At 33.7% G+C, this 16,244-nt stretch carries 12 protein-coding genes and 2 pseudogenes; 8 read left to right on the forward strand and 6 right to left on the reverse strand.

Going from position 1 to position 16,244, the window contains the following annotated elements:
- Positions 1–365 precede the first annotated feature (365 nt).
- Positions 366–995 carry a hypothetical protein gene (locus tag JZ787_RS02920; protein ID WP_346311601.1) on the forward strand — a complete coding sequence of 210 codons (630 nt, stop codon included), beginning with the start codon at positions 366–368 and terminating at the stop codon, positions 993–995.
- Positions 996–1,085: 90 nt separating this feature from the next.
- Here JZ787_RS02920 and JZ787_RS02925 read toward each other — a convergent pair whose 3' ends face one another.
- The gene (locus tag JZ787_RS02925) at positions 1,086–1,247 is read right to left on the reverse strand and encodes a hypothetical protein (protein WP_009585603.1); all 162 of its coding nucleotides are present in this window, start codon (positions 1,245–1,247) and stop codon (positions 1,086–1,088) included.
- Between the two features lie 508 nt (positions 1,248–1,755).
- Positions 1,756–3,162 (reverse strand): antiviral reverse transcriptase Drt2, encoded by a 1,407-nt coding sequence (gene drt2, locus JZ787_RS02930; RefSeq protein WP_346311602.1) that lies wholly within the window; start codon positions 3,160–3,162, stop codon positions 1,756–1,758.
- A gap of 669 nt (positions 3,163–3,831) precedes the next feature.
- Between drt2 and JZ787_RS02935 the strand changes: the two genes are divergently transcribed.
- On the forward strand, positions 3,832–4,866 hold the full coding sequence (locus tag JZ787_RS02935) for a DNA-processing protein DprA (protein ID WP_346311603.1): 1,035 nt from the start codon (positions 3,832–3,834) through the stop codon (positions 4,864–4,866).
- A gap of 17 nt (positions 4,867–4,883) precedes the next feature.
- Positions 4,884–6,164, forward strand: a complete 1,281-nt coding sequence (locus JZ787_RS02940; protein ID WP_346311604.1) for a hypothetical protein — start codon at positions 4,884–4,886, stop codon at positions 6,162–6,164.
- Positions 6,165–6,328: 164 nt separating this feature from the next.
- On the opposite strand, the pseudogene JZ787_RS02945 reads toward JZ787_RS02940, so the two are convergent.
- The 4 genes and pseudogenes from JZ787_RS02945 to JZ787_RS02960 form a co-directional block, all read right to left on the reverse strand.
- A pseudogene (locus JZ787_RS02945) lies at positions 6,329–6,670 on the reverse strand (hypothetical protein); the annotation flags it as partial.
- A 37-nt stretch (positions 6,671–6,707) separates the two neighbouring features.
- Entirely contained in the window at positions 6,708–7,931 is a 1,224-nt protein-coding gene (locus JZ787_RS02950; protein ID WP_346311605.1) for a hypothetical protein, read from the reverse strand.
- A gap of 106 nt (positions 7,932–8,037) precedes the next feature.
- Positions 8,038–8,334, reverse strand: coding sequence for a hypothetical protein (locus JZ787_RS02955; protein ID WP_346311606.1), 297 nt, complete (start codon positions 8,332–8,334; stop codon positions 8,038–8,040).
- A gap of 248 nt (positions 8,335–8,582) precedes the next feature.
- Complete coding sequence (locus JZ787_RS02960) at positions 8,583–9,533, reverse strand: inovirus-type Gp2 protein (protein WP_346311607.1); 951 nt, start codon at positions 9,531–9,533, stop codon at positions 8,583–8,585.
- A 565-nt stretch (positions 9,534–10,098) separates the two neighbouring features.
- Here JZ787_RS02960 and JZ787_RS02965 point away from each other — a divergent pair.
- The 5 genes and pseudogenes from JZ787_RS02965 to JZ787_RS02985 all read left to right on the forward strand — a co-directional run bounded on the left by JZ787_RS02965 (position 10,099) and on the right by JZ787_RS02985 (position 16,200).
- Positions 10,099–11,019: a hypothetical protein gene (locus JZ787_RS02965; protein ID WP_346311608.1), complete on the forward strand. Its 921-nt coding sequence runs from the start codon at positions 10,099–10,101 to the stop codon at positions 11,017–11,019.
- Positions 11,020–11,322: 303 nt separating this feature from the next.
- Positions 11,323–11,468, forward strand: a pseudogene (locus JZ787_RS02970) (DUF4172 domain-containing protein); the annotation flags it as partial.
- 849 nt (positions 11,469–12,317) lie between these two features.
- Complete coding sequence (gene hppD / locus JZ787_RS02975) at positions 12,318–13,379, forward strand: 4-hydroxyphenylpyruvate dioxygenase (protein WP_346311609.1); 1,062 nt, start codon at positions 12,318–12,320, stop codon at positions 13,377–13,379.
- Positions 13,380–13,543: 164 nt separating this feature from the next.
- On the forward strand, positions 13,544–14,944 hold the full coding sequence (locus JZ787_RS02980) for an amino acid permease (protein ID WP_346311610.1): 1,401 nt from the start codon (positions 13,544–13,546) through the stop codon (positions 14,942–14,944).
- Between the two features lie 29 nt (positions 14,945–14,973).
- Entirely contained in the window at positions 14,974–16,200 is a 1,227-nt protein-coding gene (locus JZ787_RS02985) for an amino acid aminotransferase (RefSeq protein WP_346311611.1), read from the forward strand.
- The last annotated feature ends 44 nt before the right edge of the window (positions 16,201–16,244 follow it).

The raw sequence follows: 16,244 nt of genomic DNA on the forward strand, positions 1-16,244 counted from the left end.
TATAAGTACCTGATACGCTATACGCTTGGTCTGTCAAAACCAACTGACAATGTAGGTCAGCATGCTAAGAATAATGGTGAGGTGGATTTAAGTCAATTCAGATGTTTAGGAATAGGGCTTGTTTTATATTTCAATATATCTATTGGTTAATTAGAAAACGGGGGAAATATAATAAACCATCAGAAAAGTCAATTAGCTAACACTAAGCAAGTTCCTCAAATCTTCAAAAATAACTCCATATACCATGTCATGCCAACTTTAAGGAAATTTCTTAATCAAATTGTCATTTTAGCCACTTAAAGAATTGTAGAGTTACTTAATACAAATTATATTTATACGTAGCTAATTTATTTAAGGAATAGAATATGTTTTCTTGGAAAAATATAAAAGACACATTCAATGATAAAGTCAAGAATTCAGAATCAACAAAAGATAAAACTTTAGGCTTAGCAGAAGTAATTGGAAAAACAGTTGTAGCTGGAGCAACAAAATTAGCCCAAGAAGCCCCATCACTTCTTCTTAATTTATCTGAGGCTAATAATGATCAAATTAAAAAAAATGCAAAAGAAGTAATAAATGATCCAAATGAAACAATAGAAAATAAGCAGAAAGCAAAAAGTTATCTAAATAACATAGAAAATATACAATCGGACATAAATGAAAGGAAACAAGGTTTAGATAATTATAGAAAAAGTTTTAATTATGCTGATAGGCAAACAAAAGAGCAGAATAAGGAAGAAAATAAAGAATTTATTGAAAATAAAATTTCATCTTTAGAAGCCGTAAAGAAAATAGTTACTAAACGTATGAAAAACTTACGAAGAGATAAATTCGAGCTTAATCAAGCTATTAACAATTTTAAAAATATTGATGAAGAAAACTTAATTATTCAAAAAATTTCAGATATTGATACTAATTATAAAAATTACGAAAAAGAGTTATACAATTTAAACAAAAATTTAGAAAAAATAAAAAAAAGAATGGTCAATAATTAAGCTTCTATATTTTAAGTATGTAAAAAACTAAAGTTTGGTTAAAACAAAAAGGCTCTTTAGAGCCTTTCACATAATCAGTATTAGTAAAAATTACTGTGGATTTGCAGAAATAATTTTTATTGATTTGCCTCTTTGCTTTGCTTCAAGCAGAGCTTTAGCTTCTTGCGCTGAACTCGCTTGAATAGGTGTGCTGATAACAGAAGATGGTGCTTTTGAATCAACCCATTTTACAATATACGCTGTTTTTGACATTTCGCTCCCCCTCTTAAAATTTTTAATGATATTATTTGCTAAGTGTAGATACGTTGACATTATACCTATATTTTTTTATTTTTATCTATATATTTTAATATCTTATATTAATTTAAAAACAAAACATTTGATATTTCAAACAGTAACCCCAAATAGAGCATCTAAATTTTTCAGAATATTTAATTTCTGACTGTCTCAAAATTTTGCTTGATTCTAAATTAAGTTCTTTATTACACACACTCTCCAGCCATTCTAAGCGAGACTTTGCCATTTGGAAAGTTGCCATAAATCGCTTTAGCATCATGTTTGAAAAACGTGTAATTAAGTATTTTAATACTCTATTTACTCATAATTATTTACACCCTCTTAAAAATAAATAAAAAATAAGCATCAATGATTAATGCAGGCATTTAGCAGATACATACAGCCTTTTTCATCAATTGCTCAATACAACTGAACCAATCAAGAATGAGTTCCTAAAATTAAATTAAAATGCTTTTTAATATTATCAAGTTTTCTCAGATGCTACCTTTTTAATAAACTTCATATGATTTTTCACCTGTCGCATGATTTTCTTTTCCCCCATAACATCAGAAGCTAATTTCACGTAACTAATAAATGTTTTTTTATTAGAAACGTGGCTATATTTTTGGTAAATATCTCTTAAGTAAGGCGTTGATTTTTTTTCATTTTTAGATGCACGATATTTTACAGTATTAAGCTTTGATTTAAGTTTTCTATAGTATCTAGCAATACTGCTATGCCGAATGACTGTTCTTTTTCCATTAAAATTAAAGCCTAAATATTGCAACTCAAAGTTCTTTTCAGGATGAAGTAGATTTGTATAATCTAACCCTTCTTTGGCTACATAAAATTGAATAGCCTCAGTTTTACCTTCATTGATTTTTAAACTATTTCCAGCAGTTCTAACTAAAATTTCCTTAATAGTTGTAACAATATCTCGATAACAATTTTGACCTGGTAATATAACTAAGACATCATCACAATATCTTACATAATAGCCTTTCTTAGAAGCAGTATATTCAAATATTTCTTGATCAAAATCTATCATATATATATTAGATAGTAGAGCCGAAATAGGGGTTCCTTGTGGGATTCCAACCATTTTTTTATTATCTCTATTCGGATTTTTTTTAATAATCCATTCACCATTACTATCCTTATTACTCCGGATCTGCTTAAAACTAAAGAAAGAATCATCAGGGGTTAGCCCCTTTTTATAAAGGATAGAACTCCTTATTTCTCGAAACTCCTGAAGAGTCCAACCTAATTCACGAATTACTGAATCTTTATCAAAAAATGAATATTTCGTTAAAGAGTTAAGAACTTTTTCTTGATCTGGCCTAAATTTAGTTTGTCCTAATATTTTTAATGTATTTTGATATAAGATAGTGTGATCCAAAGTATCAAAGAAACTTGTTAGATCCATACATACGACAGTACACTCTCCTATTTCTTTGATTTTATTAAAAACCGTGTGAGCGAAATCAATATTATTTTTTTCTAGTGATCGGTATGCAATTGGAGAGTGATAGAAACTTTTATCACTAAGGTACTCCTCATATTGTTTATTAAACATGTAAGAATAATAAGTATAAATATATGCATCCCTATTAGAGGCATATCTAATAGGTCGATCTTTATTTTTTCTTTTTTTAACTACATTTCCTGGTTTATTCTCTTCTAGGTAGGTTCTTCTAATTGATAAGTTAAACCCAAGCATTGGAAGGAACCAATGTTTTTCAACATTCTCAGGATTAGAAACTAATTTAAATGCCTCTTTAGGCCCAAGAGCATAATCAAAATGTAATAAACTCTTTGGCTTTTTAACATTATTAACTACTTTTTCATGCTTCTTTGAATATATTTCGTCGTAATAATCTTCATATTTCATATAGTAAACCCCAGATAGCAAATATCTCGCGCCGATAAAAATCCATCTGGGGGAACGACTTAATCTAAGTTAAAACCAAAACGCATATAACAACTTAGTATAAACTCAAGGAGTACCTAATGATACCTAACAATAAAGTTAAACAGCTAAACCAACAACTTCTCACGAAGATTTACATTGTGCTGCAAGTACTTGATAAAGTACTTGACATCTTAAACATCCAACTCTCCGCAACGTCAGTTCGAAGGCAATCAAATTCTATGTGAATTTTCTTTAAAATACAATATTGATGCAAAAAATAAAGCCTCAAAACTTAGTTTAAAAAAGGACTACTTAGGCTAAAGACAAACTCCTGCTTTTCTTAGCATATAAATCTTTCATATAAAAAATGAAATACTAACTAAATTAGAGAGTCTAGATTTTACCTGTAGGAATTGACCCAGTAGTGGCTCAATTCCTTATGATACCGAAACAGCATTTTTAGCTAAAAATGTATAAGTCAAGAATTTTGGCTAGAATCACAACCCTGTAATTTCTTTAAGTTGATTTCTGAATTTATTTCTGAATATTGATACTATACAATTCATAAATAAGGTAATAAATATAGCCTTGTACTAAATTTTCAACGGTATAAGTTGTTATTAAAGTCAAATTGGATAAAGGTATTCTATGCTTGAAGAAGAAACTCCTATACCGCCCCATTTTATCTTTTTAGGTTTAATACAATTAGAAGGGGTAGGATTTCAAACTATTTACAACTATTTTAATGATGGAAAATCTCTTTCAGATCTCATGAGAACAGAAAGTTTAAAGGACTTTACAAATCTTTTGGGGCGTTCAATAACTAGCAAGAATGATAATTTTAGTAACTTCCTTACAGATATCGTTACAAAAGGCGAAACTCTTTTTCAAAAACTTGGTGATCAAGGTATCAAGTTTTTATTACATGACGATTATCAATTCCCTAATTTTCCATCAAATATGAAGAAACCAATTTATTGGCTATTCATCGAAGGGCGCTTAGAGAATTTACATATCAGAAATGCTTTAACCCTAATTGGTTCTAGAGAATCTTCACAAATAGGATATTTTTTAGCCCAAACCCTTTTGTTTGGTATTAGTAGTATTAAAGAGCCTATCGTAACAATCAGTGGCTTAGCCGCAGGTATAGATCAAATAGTTCATGAACTTTCACTATTGTTAAGAATTCCAACAATTGCTGTTTTAGGTAATGGTTTAGATGAGAACTATCCAGCTAATTCACAAAAATTACGGCAAGATATCATTAAATCTGGAGGTACCATAATTACAGAGTATTTCCCAAATATGAAACCCAATAAAGAATCCTTTGTTAATAGAAATAGAATTCAAGCTGCTTTAGCTAGTGTAGTGATCCCTATTCAATGGAAACAAAAAAGCGGCACAGCGCACACTATTCGTTTTGCGTATGAAATGAAAAAGAAAATATGTTTTATTGAAACATCAACTTGTAGAACCTTCTTTACTGAACATGCTTTAGCAAACTCTAGCGCTCAACGCAATTATGGTGGAGAAATATTTGTCCTACCTAACGCCATAAATAATTTAGTAGAAAGTTTAGGCCTCAAAATTGATTCGAGAATTGTCTTCCCTCCCAATACAACTTCGAATCAACAAGAAGGTGAGTCTTTTAAACAGCCTACGCAAATTGGTTTAGATTTTTAAATATAAGGATTCTATTAATGGCTCAACTAAAAGCAGTTGTTTTTTCGCTTAGAAATGTTTTTTTTAATGACCTAGACCGACAATTAAATGAAGATCAATTAAAAATCTTAATCAATTTAATCATTCATCTCGCTCACAAAGGGGTGAGGGTTATTTTACATAGTAATAATCGATGGTTTATTCGTGACGGCAATAAGACTCTTGCAAAGTACCTTTCAGAGGTAACAAATCAGGATATTCAATACTATAACAGATCTGATCATCCACAAATGCCTAGAAAGCCAAGAGCTGATGCAATACCATATATCTTATATCATGAAGAATTATTACCTAATGAAATCATATATGTAGGTTGTAATGACAATGATTGGCGAGCATGTGTAAATGCTAAAATTCTATTTATAAAAGCTAACTGGATTAAAAATGCAACTGAAATCCCTTATGGATTTAGTTTCGACGATATGGCTGCTTTAGCTCGATTTATAGATATTTGTTGTCTTCAAGCCAATGAACACAACTTAATTAATTATAAAGATGAGCACATAGAATATTATACCCTATCTCCATTTTCAACTTATAAACCTGAGTTTCAAACTTACTCTACTTCAGCGAGGAGTACTGCAAAAAAGTTAACACATTCAGCAGAACCTGATTTTTGGTTAATGCTACTTATTGCCAAAATTTACTTTTCAGGGCTATATGACGAAATAAATACTATTATTACCTTCCCTGGTCATCAGCCAGGTTTCGGCAATCCTATAATGGATGACGCATTAAATACCTTAACTAAATGTTTTAGGTTAGCTTACTTACATGATGCACTTATTCGACATACGGCATCCATAAAGTCACAGACAGCAAGAACACAAGGTAATGGACATCTATTAGGTATTTACAACCATTTGAATACTTTAAGATTAAATAGAAACCCAGTAAAGTTTGGTTCTATCAAACCATTAAAAGGTAACCCTTATAAGAACAAAGTAATCTTACTAATTGATGATATTGCCACATCAGGATATTCATTTGATGCAGCATCTTTACTGCTTAAAAAAGCAGGGGCAAAACGGGTCATATGTTTTTCTTGGCTAAAAACGATTAATACCTCCCTCAACGTTTCTAGTGCATCCTTGCCAGATACGTACCCAATTTATACTGTTATAAATAACTCACATGAATTTTTCATAGAACCAAACCCAATACAAATCCATTACAGCTCGATTATTTCATCATCAAGTGAGGGCTATCAAATGTCTAAATTATTTGAAGATTTTATAAATTGGGATATAAAAATATAAAATCTATGATAAGTTGGTTTTCAAGATAAAACCAACTTATCAATATTTAAATGCTAAAATTTTGGAGCACACCTAACATTTCTTTAGCATATCCAAATGCCTTTTTTAGCTAATAATGTATAACTCTATCCTACTGTATTGCGTTATACCGCTTCAGTACATAATCAGCATGAAGAATAGCTAAAAGACCTCATACCTTTCACACGTACCCTGAGACGTTGCTCAATTTTTTCAACCGTCATTCGAGCTAAATAGCTATACACAGCTTCTAGCCTTTCTAATCCTCTTGGATCTTTACGCTCAATCATCCCCAACCCATTAAAATATTTATAACTTTCCTTTTTCTGAATGCTATCTATATTCGCTAACATCGTGGCACTGCCTTCCAAATCTTCATCCGCATGTTTATTCGTATGGCAATTCCAATAATAACCAAGCACTTCCGTGATTTCATCCATCTCTACTCTACCTACCCATCGAGCTAATTTGCAGTGATAAGTATAGGTAAATGCTGACTATCATGCAGGTTGTTCTATGAGTTTTCTAATTTTTTGTTTTTTCTAAAAAGCTTAAAAACCTCTTTACCATACTTGGAATTAATTGATCAATTACATCATTTTTAAACAAATGCTTTGAATGGACTCTTGCGATTACAACTTTTTTAAGCTCACTCAGTCTAACAACAGAACTTGGAAAATCTAAAGTCTTTCCACTCTCTTTAATTACTTCTCGACCTAGTTCTAGTGCTGTATTCATGCAATCTACACACATAGGTTCGGCTCTATTATTAATTTCAAGTACCTCATCAGAAAATAATGGTGCTGATTTTATTTCTAGCACCCATGTATTTTTATTAGAAGGTCTAACACATTCATATTTTTTCCTTTCACAGCAAGGACACCTCCAACTATAATCATACCGTTCCCAGTACTTTCCTCTAGTAGAAATAAGATGGGATAGCTCTTGTGTAGAAGGACGCTTCATTATGACTGGATTATTTTTCAACCGCCAAGAGTTATTGTTTCCTTTAAAGTGCTCAGTGTTATAAAGTATTTTTTCGGGCTCATATTTATCTAATTCTAATAAACCATTGTATTCAAACAACCATTTGGAACGTCTTTCTATTTGTTTTGATGTCTCTAATGAGGGCTGATACCAATCTTTTTTTTCTGCTGCGATCATCGCAAACTTTTCAGCCATTTCCATACGTATGTGAAATATTGGTTGTACTCTTTCCCATACTTGTTTTGCAATTTCTTCATTAATTTTATGTTCATGATTCGGAGAAGAAATTACAAATTCTGATATTTCTTTTGGAGAAAATGAAAAATAATTGTGCGCTTTCACTATTTTTTTTGCATCAGCATCAGCCTTGTTACAATCAAAACAAACAATAGTTTTGTCATATGCAGATAGTGAAAAGGCAGACTTAATTGCAAATCTTTCAGAAAGCTCATCAGCGATTTGTTGATTTCTAGCTATGGCATATTTTTCAAATAGCGTTTTTACTACTTCTTCCATATGGTCATGGTGTTCGTGTAACTGACATGTTAAGTAATTATTTTTATTTAAACGAACAATTTGGCCTTTTGTTCTTTTACAACAAGGACAAAACCAATCTACTGGAGTCATAACCCACCATCGATTCAGGTGAGCACCCTCAGCACTAAATAAAGCAACTAGTCTCCTAGTAGAATAAGTAAACTCTGAATCCAGCCCTTTTAAATCTTTATCCTTTAAAGATTCTCGGAAATCATTAAATGTCATTAAACTTCTCGAAATATTGTTGTCCAAACAAGTAGTTTTTTCAAAAACTCGTATCTCAGGTCAAATTTGAAAATCTGAAATTATTCTTATAGACTGATACCATAATTTATCTATATAACTGTTTATTATCAATGTATTCCAATTCGTTGTAACACATATAGCAACCAATACCAGCTGGTATCATGCCCAAAACAAATAGACCTACCATAAACCAAATTCTGTGATTGAATACATATTCTTGGAATTGGGGTGACAAAGACATAAATGTATTAAGGAATAATGAAGCTCCTTGAAATAAAAGGTATGAAACACCTAAACCTAAGAATGCAACACCAATGGCTTTTGCTCTTCCACTTAGAATAAAATTGACAATCCAAACAAATACATTGTGAATTATTTCCATGATTCAAACCTAATTAATGACATTGATTGATTTTTATTCAAAATAGATTCTTTAATCAACATTCAAATGATTCAGTACGACAATCTGTGTCTCTCAGGTTGTCTTATAATCAACGGGCTATCGCCCTTCAGATAATCAATATTGAAATAAGGTAGAGTTGCTTGTGACAATCTCTACCTATAATTTTGACTAATGTTCCCAAAGGCTTTTTTAGCTAATAATGTATAAGTCAAGAATTTTAACTTGAGTTACTTCTTGATCCCTCTACGCTTGCTATTCTCAAACTGCCCTTTCCCAAAAGTTTGCATGTTCCTAAAACACTTTACTCTGAGACGCTGTTCGTCCTTAGCGGGGTCTGTCAGATATTCAATTACGGTAACCACTCTTTCCCAGTCACCTTCGTTTTTTCTCGATACCATCCCGATACCGATATCACAGCCTGCCATGCGTAGCTTATTAATATAATCCTTGCTATGAAGGTTAAAATAGCTACCATGCCCTTGGGTAATTTGTTGCCATTTCTCCCCTACACGCTGCGCATAATAAGAGCCATTCTGTACTTTGGTTCCATCATACATAAGCAATAGATGTACGTGATAACCTCGCTCCTTCCCTTGCTCAATTGCCCATGAATATCCATGAAGATTACTAAAGAAGGTATCTTGATTAGAAAGGCGATTACGCATGATTTCAAAATGCCGATAGAATTGCTCTATGGTAATTTGCTGTTTTGAATCGTTTAAATATCCTAAGTCAACACGAACAATTAGAAGCTTTGTATAGTGATTAAATAGCTCTTCAACATATTCCTTCAAGCTTTCTGTATTGTCCTTTTCTTGTAGCCTAAACTGATGTAGATCTCGCTCAATCTCACCTTTCAACATCTTGAGCATCTTTTTATAAAATGCTAGTTGCTCATCATCGAATTCTAAAACAAAATCATAACTATCAGTTTGCGTTACAAGTGGATCAAAACGGATTTGGTCAATATACAACTTCAACGTAATGAAGGCTGTAATATAATCACTGTAACAGTAATCTATATTGTAAATTTTATCAAATAGTTCAAGCAGCTCTTTAAACTCTTGTTTTTGAGAATGATTGAAACCAGCCAGATGAATATTAATAACAAAGTTTTCAACTGCAAATAGAATTTCAGTTTCAGAATAAGACTTGGTGTTAAATGTAGTGTTTTTCATGGTTACTCCTAAAAGTGTTTATAACCATGTCATCAGTCATTTCTGTTTTTTTTAATTATTCAACTTTCATCTTAAGTTATTCAACTTATTGAAAGAAGCTAATAGATAAATACACCTTTAAAACTTCATATATAAAAATAGTCATAACTAGATAAAGGTCACTTATAAGGTAATAAGGCATGAGTAAATACACATACCTCGTTAGTGATACAAACCAAGATTTCTTGAAGATCAGTCTTAGGATGAATTAATAGTATAAGTAACCAACTTAGTACACTCAGAAATACAATAAGAATCATCAGAAAACAGCCATCTCCTCATCGACAATGTCTCATATACATAGAAATTTATCTAACACAAAGGAAGCTAAAGTCACCAACAATTAACAATCAAATACTTACGATAAATTAAACTCAAAAAACCCACGAACAATCACTCAAATATCATTAAAATATCACTAAAAACATATAAAATTATAGTAATAATTTTTCATAAATTATGCTTGATTTATCTTGAAATTTAATAATAATTAGAAATAAAAGTATATGTGAATCTAAGGTTTAAAATGAGTGGCTTTAACCCAGGAAGTAAATTAGTAATAAACGATATGTTCTATAACCTTTCCGAAGATCAATTATATTGGCTGCATGAATACTTATTTCCACATAAACATAGTGAAAGAAATATTGGAAATATTGAATCTTTACATAATGAATGTTTAAATTTATTGAAGCATGAAAAAAATATGCAAAGAGAGATTTTAAATAAACTAGAGATTTTAATAAAAATTTCAGAAACTTTTTTCAATTGGGTTCCTGATTCAGATATTAGGAATTTAATCTGGGTACAAAATAAACTTGACTTTGAATTACTCAATAATACTCCATCACTATTTGGAATGAATAAAAATAATAATAAAATACGCTATAGCAAATTTAGATTATGTTTAACTTTTGATAAGATTGATTCAATAAACCCTCAAATTAATAATCATTCACTCCTTCAATCTGCCTTAAACATGCAAGATAAAAAAGTTAAATTCATTGAGAATATTAAAATAGAATGGAATAACTGGATAATTCAAACAGACAAGTTTTCCCAGTGGTTAGAAAATTTAGATCAAAACATGCTTTTTTGGTGCTACAACTACATTTCAAAGAAAGAATCACACTCCCCAATCATCAATCTTGAAAAAAAAATTACACCGCTTATGGTATTGGTTTTAATTGACTCAATTAACTTTGAAACTACTGAATCTTATATAATTTATATAGAACGATTAAAAAAATCTTGGTCACAGTATAAATTTAAAGCCTCCAATAAAGTAAAAAATAAATATCATTTACCATTAACTAAGCAAGCTAAAAGTTTTTTAGAGAAATTAGCTGAATTTAAAAATAAAAGTGAAGCTGAAGTCATGGAGGATCTATTAAAAAGAGAATATCAAGATCTCATGTGTGATGAGCGAGGAAATTTAAAATACTAAAAGGCTTCTCTAAATAAAACCGAGTGAATATTGAAAGCTGATTTCAATAGCTTATCTATTTGGTACATCGAAAGAAACAGCGTGTTAATCTTGGATTGGCATGCTGCAATAAATGAGAATTGAATGGCACAGCGTGTACGAATAGGCAAAACAAGAAATTCAAGAACTATGCAATTTTTTTCGATTCAATAGATATCAAACCATACATTTTGAAGACTCACTTAAAGAAAAATTATCATTCTTCATCGCTATAGTCGCTTTAAACATACATTCATAGACTGTACCCTAACACAAATGTATGAACAGGTTAAAAATAGTTACTAGATCATGCAGAGAAAGGCTTCGAACATAATATCAGCGTCTCACAATATCAAAAGGTTGCGAAAGTCTGTAAAGCAACAGTTCCCCACCACTTGTCTGACTTGCTCAAAAAAGAGTGTATAATCTAGTTAGAAGGTCGTGGACGAAATACTCGCTATCAGATCAATGCCCAATTATAAAAATAGTACTTTTATTTTTTACGGTATATTTTGCGGTAAAATAAATTCACCTAATAAATTATCAACATAAAATTCAATTAGATAGCACAATGATTCGAGTCCCGCAGAGCGCACCATTTTATGGTTGTTTTCAACCTCTCTAAGCCTAATCATAAACACTAAAAATTCGATTTATCACACTGTGATACTAATAATCCCCTTCAATATTGGACGCTGATTCAACAGCCGCTCAAACTGATGCAAAAAATTCAGCGTGAAGAAACTCGCTCGCGGCGCCACCTACATCTGGATTTTCAAGTCAGGTTTTAGTAAGTCAAACTGTTCTTGATATTTTACAATTAATTTTCGTGCTCAAATCAATTGCTTGGCTGTTTCATTTTCAAATAGCTGTTCTCAATAGATGCACTGAATGAGCCAAATTTCATACCCAATTTTTCCCTTCTATTTTAGTCCTATAGCACAGATTTCATTCTGAAATCTTGGTATAACAAAGCCCCCATATTTTAAAAAATATTTTTATGAATAATATTAATTTAATTTATAGGTTAATCATTTACCAATTTTATTTATTACGTAATTAAATTACGTATTGAATAATAATTTAGATCAAGTATGATGAATTAAAACTTCTACACTTGCTCACTCAACATTGAGAATGCTGCTGAACAAGTGTCCCATGTCAGACAAACGGATTTGTCTCTCTCGCTCTAGAATTGTAGCGACCAGTCCGTTAGCTCTGAAAGGAATCGTTAAAAAGATAAGCAATAGGATTGCTTAAAAAAGAAATGAGGACGTTGTATGAATGAATTAGCCAACCCATTAGAATTGTGTGGATTCGAATTTATTGAATTTGTTTCTAAAGATGGTCAGCTAGATGCGGTGTTTGAAACCATTGGGTTCAGCAAAGTGGCAAAGCATAAGTCTAAAAATGCGTATTTATGGCGTCAGGGCAAAATTAATATCATTCTTAATTATCAGCCTGAATCATATGCAGCTTATTTCTATAAAGAACATGGCCCTTCTGCCTGTGCAATGGGTTTTCACACCAAGAATGCGGCAAAGGCATTTAAAAAGGCAATAGAAATTGGTGCAGAACCAATTTACAACCAAGTTGGCCCGATGGAGCTGAATATCCCAGCAATTAAAGGGATTGGCGGCTCTCCTATTTTCCTCGTCGATTGTGACATTTACCAAAATGACTTCATTTTCTTTGATGATGTACCCTCTCATCCTGTCGGCACAGGTTTATATGAAATCGACCATTTGACCCACAATGTGTATAAAGGCCGTATGCAGTATTGGTCTGATTTCTATGAAAAGATTTTTAACTTCCAAGAAATTCGCTACTTCGATATTAAAGGTGAATATACTGGCCTGACGTCCAAGGCACTCACGGCGCCAGATGGCAAAATCCGTATTCCGCTCAATGAAGATTCGGATAAAGGAAATGGTCAGATTGCCGAATTCCTCAATGAGTTTAACGGTGAAGGCATTCAGCATATTGCCTTCATTTGTGATGACCTGATTAGCACTTGGGACAAGTTAAAAGCTTTAGGTGCCAAGTTCATGACACCTCCGCCAAATACCTATTATGAAATGCTAGATGAGCGTTTGCCTAACCACGGTGAACCTGCTGATGAACTACAAAAACGGGGCATTTTGCTGGATGGCAATACTAAAGACGGTAATAAACGCCTCTTGTTGCAAATTTTCTCCCAAAATATGCTAGGCCCTGTCTTCTTTGAATTTATTCAACGTAAAGATGACGATGGTTTTGGTGAAGGCAACTTTAAAGCGCTATTTGAGTCGATTGAACGCGACCAAATTAAACGTGGCGTTTTAGATGTATCTAAAGCTTAAACGATTTCTAGAATTTCCCTGTACATATAGTTTTATGTACAGGGAAATTTAACTTTTGTGCAAGAACTATACTCGTAAAATTAAAGTCTGCTCCGATGACAATATAAAAATAACGAAACATCATCATGGTTCAAGGCTTTATCTCACATGGATGAAGAATAAAAATGCAGCACATTGAACAAGGAAACCTGAAAAAAGGTTTAAGTAATCGTCATATTCAGCTCATCGCCCTCGGTGGTTCTATCGGCACAGGGCTATTCCTCGGTATCTCACAAACCATCAAACTCGCAGGACCTTCTGTTATTTTAGGCTATGCCATCGCAGGCCTCATTGCCTTCCTCATGATGCGCCAACTTGGTGAAATGATTGTGCATGAACCCGTGAGTGGTTCTTTTAGTCATTTTGCTTATAAATACTGGGGCAAATTTGCGGGCTTTATGTCTGGCTGGAATTATTGGGTACTGAATATTTTAGTGTGTATGGCTGAACTCAGTGCTGTCGGCCTCTATATCCATTACTGGTGGCCTGATATTCCAACTTGGGTTTCTGCGTTGGGTTTCTTTATTTTCATTAATGTCATTAATTTACTGCACGTGAAATTATTTGGTGAAATGGAGTTTTGGCTAGCCATCATTAAGGTCGTGGCAATTATTGCCATGATTGCTTTTGGTAGTTACTTGCTGGCTAGCGGTAGTGGTCATAGCCAGTCTAGCTTACAAAATTTATGGCAGCTCGGTGGCTTCTTCCCGAATGGTGTTACAGGCTTAGTGATGGCTATGGCCATGATTATGTTTGCTTTCGGTGGAATTGAGCTAGTAGGTATTGCGGCAGCAGAGACAGATAATCCTCAGAAAACCCTTCCAAAAGCCGTTAATCAAATTGTTTACCGCGTCTTGTTATTTTATATCTTAAGCCTAGTCGTAATTTTGTCACTTTATCCATGGAATATGATGGCTGAAGGCGGTAGTCCTTTTGTATTGATTTTCGACTCTTTAGGCAGCCAGACCGTGGCCGCTGTTTTGAATTTTGTAGTTTTGACTGCGGCTGTTTCTGTCTATAACAGCACCAATTACTGTACCAGCCGAATGCTGCTTGGACTGGCACAACAAGGCAATGCCCCAAAATTTTTAAGCAAAATTAATCCGCGTGGTATTCCTGTAAATGCCATTATGGTTTCAGCTTTCTTTACTTTAATATGTGTTCTGATTAACTATTTATTTCCTGAAAAAGCATTTAACTTACTCATGATGCTGGTCGTAGCGGCTATTGTGATTAACTGGGTCGTGATTTCTTATACACATTTAAAGTTTAAAAAAGCCATGAATCGCATGCAGGTAAAAACTCACTTTCCAAGTGTGGCCTATCCATTTACCAATTATTTATGTATTGCCTTCATGGTGAGTATTCTGCTCATTATGAGTCGTAGCCCAGATATGCAAATCGCAGTTCTCATGATTCCAGTCTGGATTGCGATTTTACTGACAGCTTACCTCTTTAAACGGAAGCAAGAAGATCATGTTGCGTTGCTTGAAAAAAGTAAAATCACTTCCTTACCAGAAGCGTAATATCGTATTTATCATATTAGGATGTATTCATGTTTCAACATATTGATGCCTATGCAGGTGACCCGATTCTTTCTCTGATGGAGGAGTTCAGCAAAGATGCGCGCCAGAATAAGGTCAATCTCAGTATCGGACTTTATTATAATGAAGATAATATCGTGCCGCAGCTACAGTCGGTTCAAAAAGCCTATACTCATTTAATTCCTGACTATGACAAAGTCCGAGTCTATTTGCCGATGGATGGGCTCAAGAGCTTTAATCAGGCTGCACAAGAACTCATTTTCGGTCAGGCTAGCCCTGCCCGTCAGCAAGGCCGTGTCGTCACCATTCAGACTTTGGGTGGTTCTGGTGCACTCAAAGTGGGTGCAGACTTCTTGAACAAATATTTTCCGCAGTCCGAGATCTGGGTCAGTCAGCCGACTTGGGAAAACCATATTGCGATCTTTAATGGCGCGGGTGTTCAAACCCATTTCTACCCTTATTATGATGCGGACACCCATGCCGTGAATCTCACGGCGATGCTAGATACCTTAAAGCAGCTGCCTGCTCAAAGTATCGTACTACTGCATCCTTGCTGTCATAACCCAACAGGTGCAGATTTAGCACCTCACGAATGGGATCAAGTGATTGAGGTTCTAAAAGCAAATGACTTGATTCCTTTCTTGGACATGGCCTATCAAGGCTTTGGTCAAGGCTTGGAGCAAGATGCTTATGCGATACACGCGCTAGATCGGTCTGGTATGAACTTTATTGTCAGCCATTCTTTTTCCAAGATTTTCTCCCTATATGGCGAACGCGTTGGTAGCTTAAGCTTTGTCTGTGATGACGCAAACATTGCCCAAAATGTATTGGGTCAGCTTAAAGCGACAGTCCGCCGCATTTATTCTAGCCCAGCAGCCAACGGTGCGTTATTGGTGAGTCAGGTATTAAATGACACAGCGTTGTCTCAGCTATGGCAGTCTGAATTAGAAGAAATGCGTCAGCGTATTTTACTGATGCGTCGCTTACTTGAAGACAAACTCAGTCAAGCGCTACCAGATATGGACTTTAGCTATCTGACCCAGCAACAAGGTATGTTTAGTTATACGGGCTTAAGTGCAGAACAGGTCGATTTGCTGAAACACGATTATGGTATTTATTTAGTCCGCAGCGGGCGTATGTGTACTGCTGGCTTGAATTTAAACAATATTGATTATGTGGCTGACTCGATGGCAACTGTGCTTAAAGCTGCAAGCTCCGCTGAGTCTGTGCTTGCTTAAAATATATCATGTTCACTTAGGCTTCTCACTCTAGGGTCAGAAGC

This window comes from Acinetobacter sp. BWR-L5 (genome assembly GCF_039655985.1).
Taxonomy (GTDB): Bacteria; Pseudomonadota; Gammaproteobacteria; order Pseudomonadales; family Moraxellaceae; genus Acinetobacter; species Acinetobacter johnsonii.

What these genes read in the sequence shown, in the direction of transcription:
- JZ787_RS02950 (WP_346311605.1), bottom strand. Translation starts at nt 7,931, where the DNA reads ATGACATTTAATGATTTCCGAGAATCTTTAAAGGATAAAGATTTAAAA.
- JZ787_RS02940 (WP_346311604.1), top strand. Translation starts at nt 4,884, where the DNA reads ATGGCTCAACTAAAAGCAGTTGTTTTTTCGCTTAGAAATGTTTTTTTT.
- JZ787_RS02925 (WP_009585603.1), bottom strand. Translation starts at nt 1,247, where the DNA reads ATGTCAAAAACAGCGTATATTGTAAAATGGGTTGATTCAAAAGCACCA.
- JZ787_RS02920 (WP_346311601.1), top strand. Translation starts at nt 366, where the DNA reads ATGTTTTCTTGGAAAAATATAAAAGACACATTCAATGATAAAGTCAAG.
- hppD (WP_346311609.1), top strand. Translation starts at nt 12,318, where the DNA reads ATGAATGAATTAGCCAACCCATTAGAATTGTGTGGATTCGAATTTATT.
- JZ787_RS02980 (WP_346311610.1), top strand. Translation starts at nt 13,544, where the DNA reads ATGCAGCACATTGAACAAGGAAACCTGAAAAAAGGTTTAAGTAATCGT.
- drt2 (WP_346311602.1), bottom strand. Translation starts at nt 3,162, where the DNA reads ATGAAATATGAAGATTATTACGACGAAATATATTCAAAGAAGCATGAA.
- JZ787_RS02955 (WP_346311606.1), bottom strand. Translation starts at nt 8,334, where the DNA reads ATGGAAATAATTCACAATGTATTTGTTTGGATTGTCAATTTTATTCTA.
- JZ787_RS02960 (WP_346311607.1), bottom strand. Translation starts at nt 9,533, where the DNA reads ATGAAAAACACTACATTTAACACCAAGTCTTATTCTGAAACTGAAATT.
- JZ787_RS02985 (WP_346311611.1), top strand. Translation starts at nt 14,974, where the DNA reads ATGTTTCAACATATTGATGCCTATGCAGGTGACCCGATTCTTTCTCTG.
- JZ787_RS02965 (WP_346311608.1), top strand. Translation starts at nt 10,099, where the DNA reads ATGAGTGGCTTTAACCCAGGAAGTAAATTAGTAATAAACGATATGTTC.
- JZ787_RS02935 (WP_346311603.1), top strand. Translation starts at nt 3,832, where the DNA reads ATGCTTGAAGAAGAAACTCCTATACCGCCCCATTTTATCTTTTTAGGT.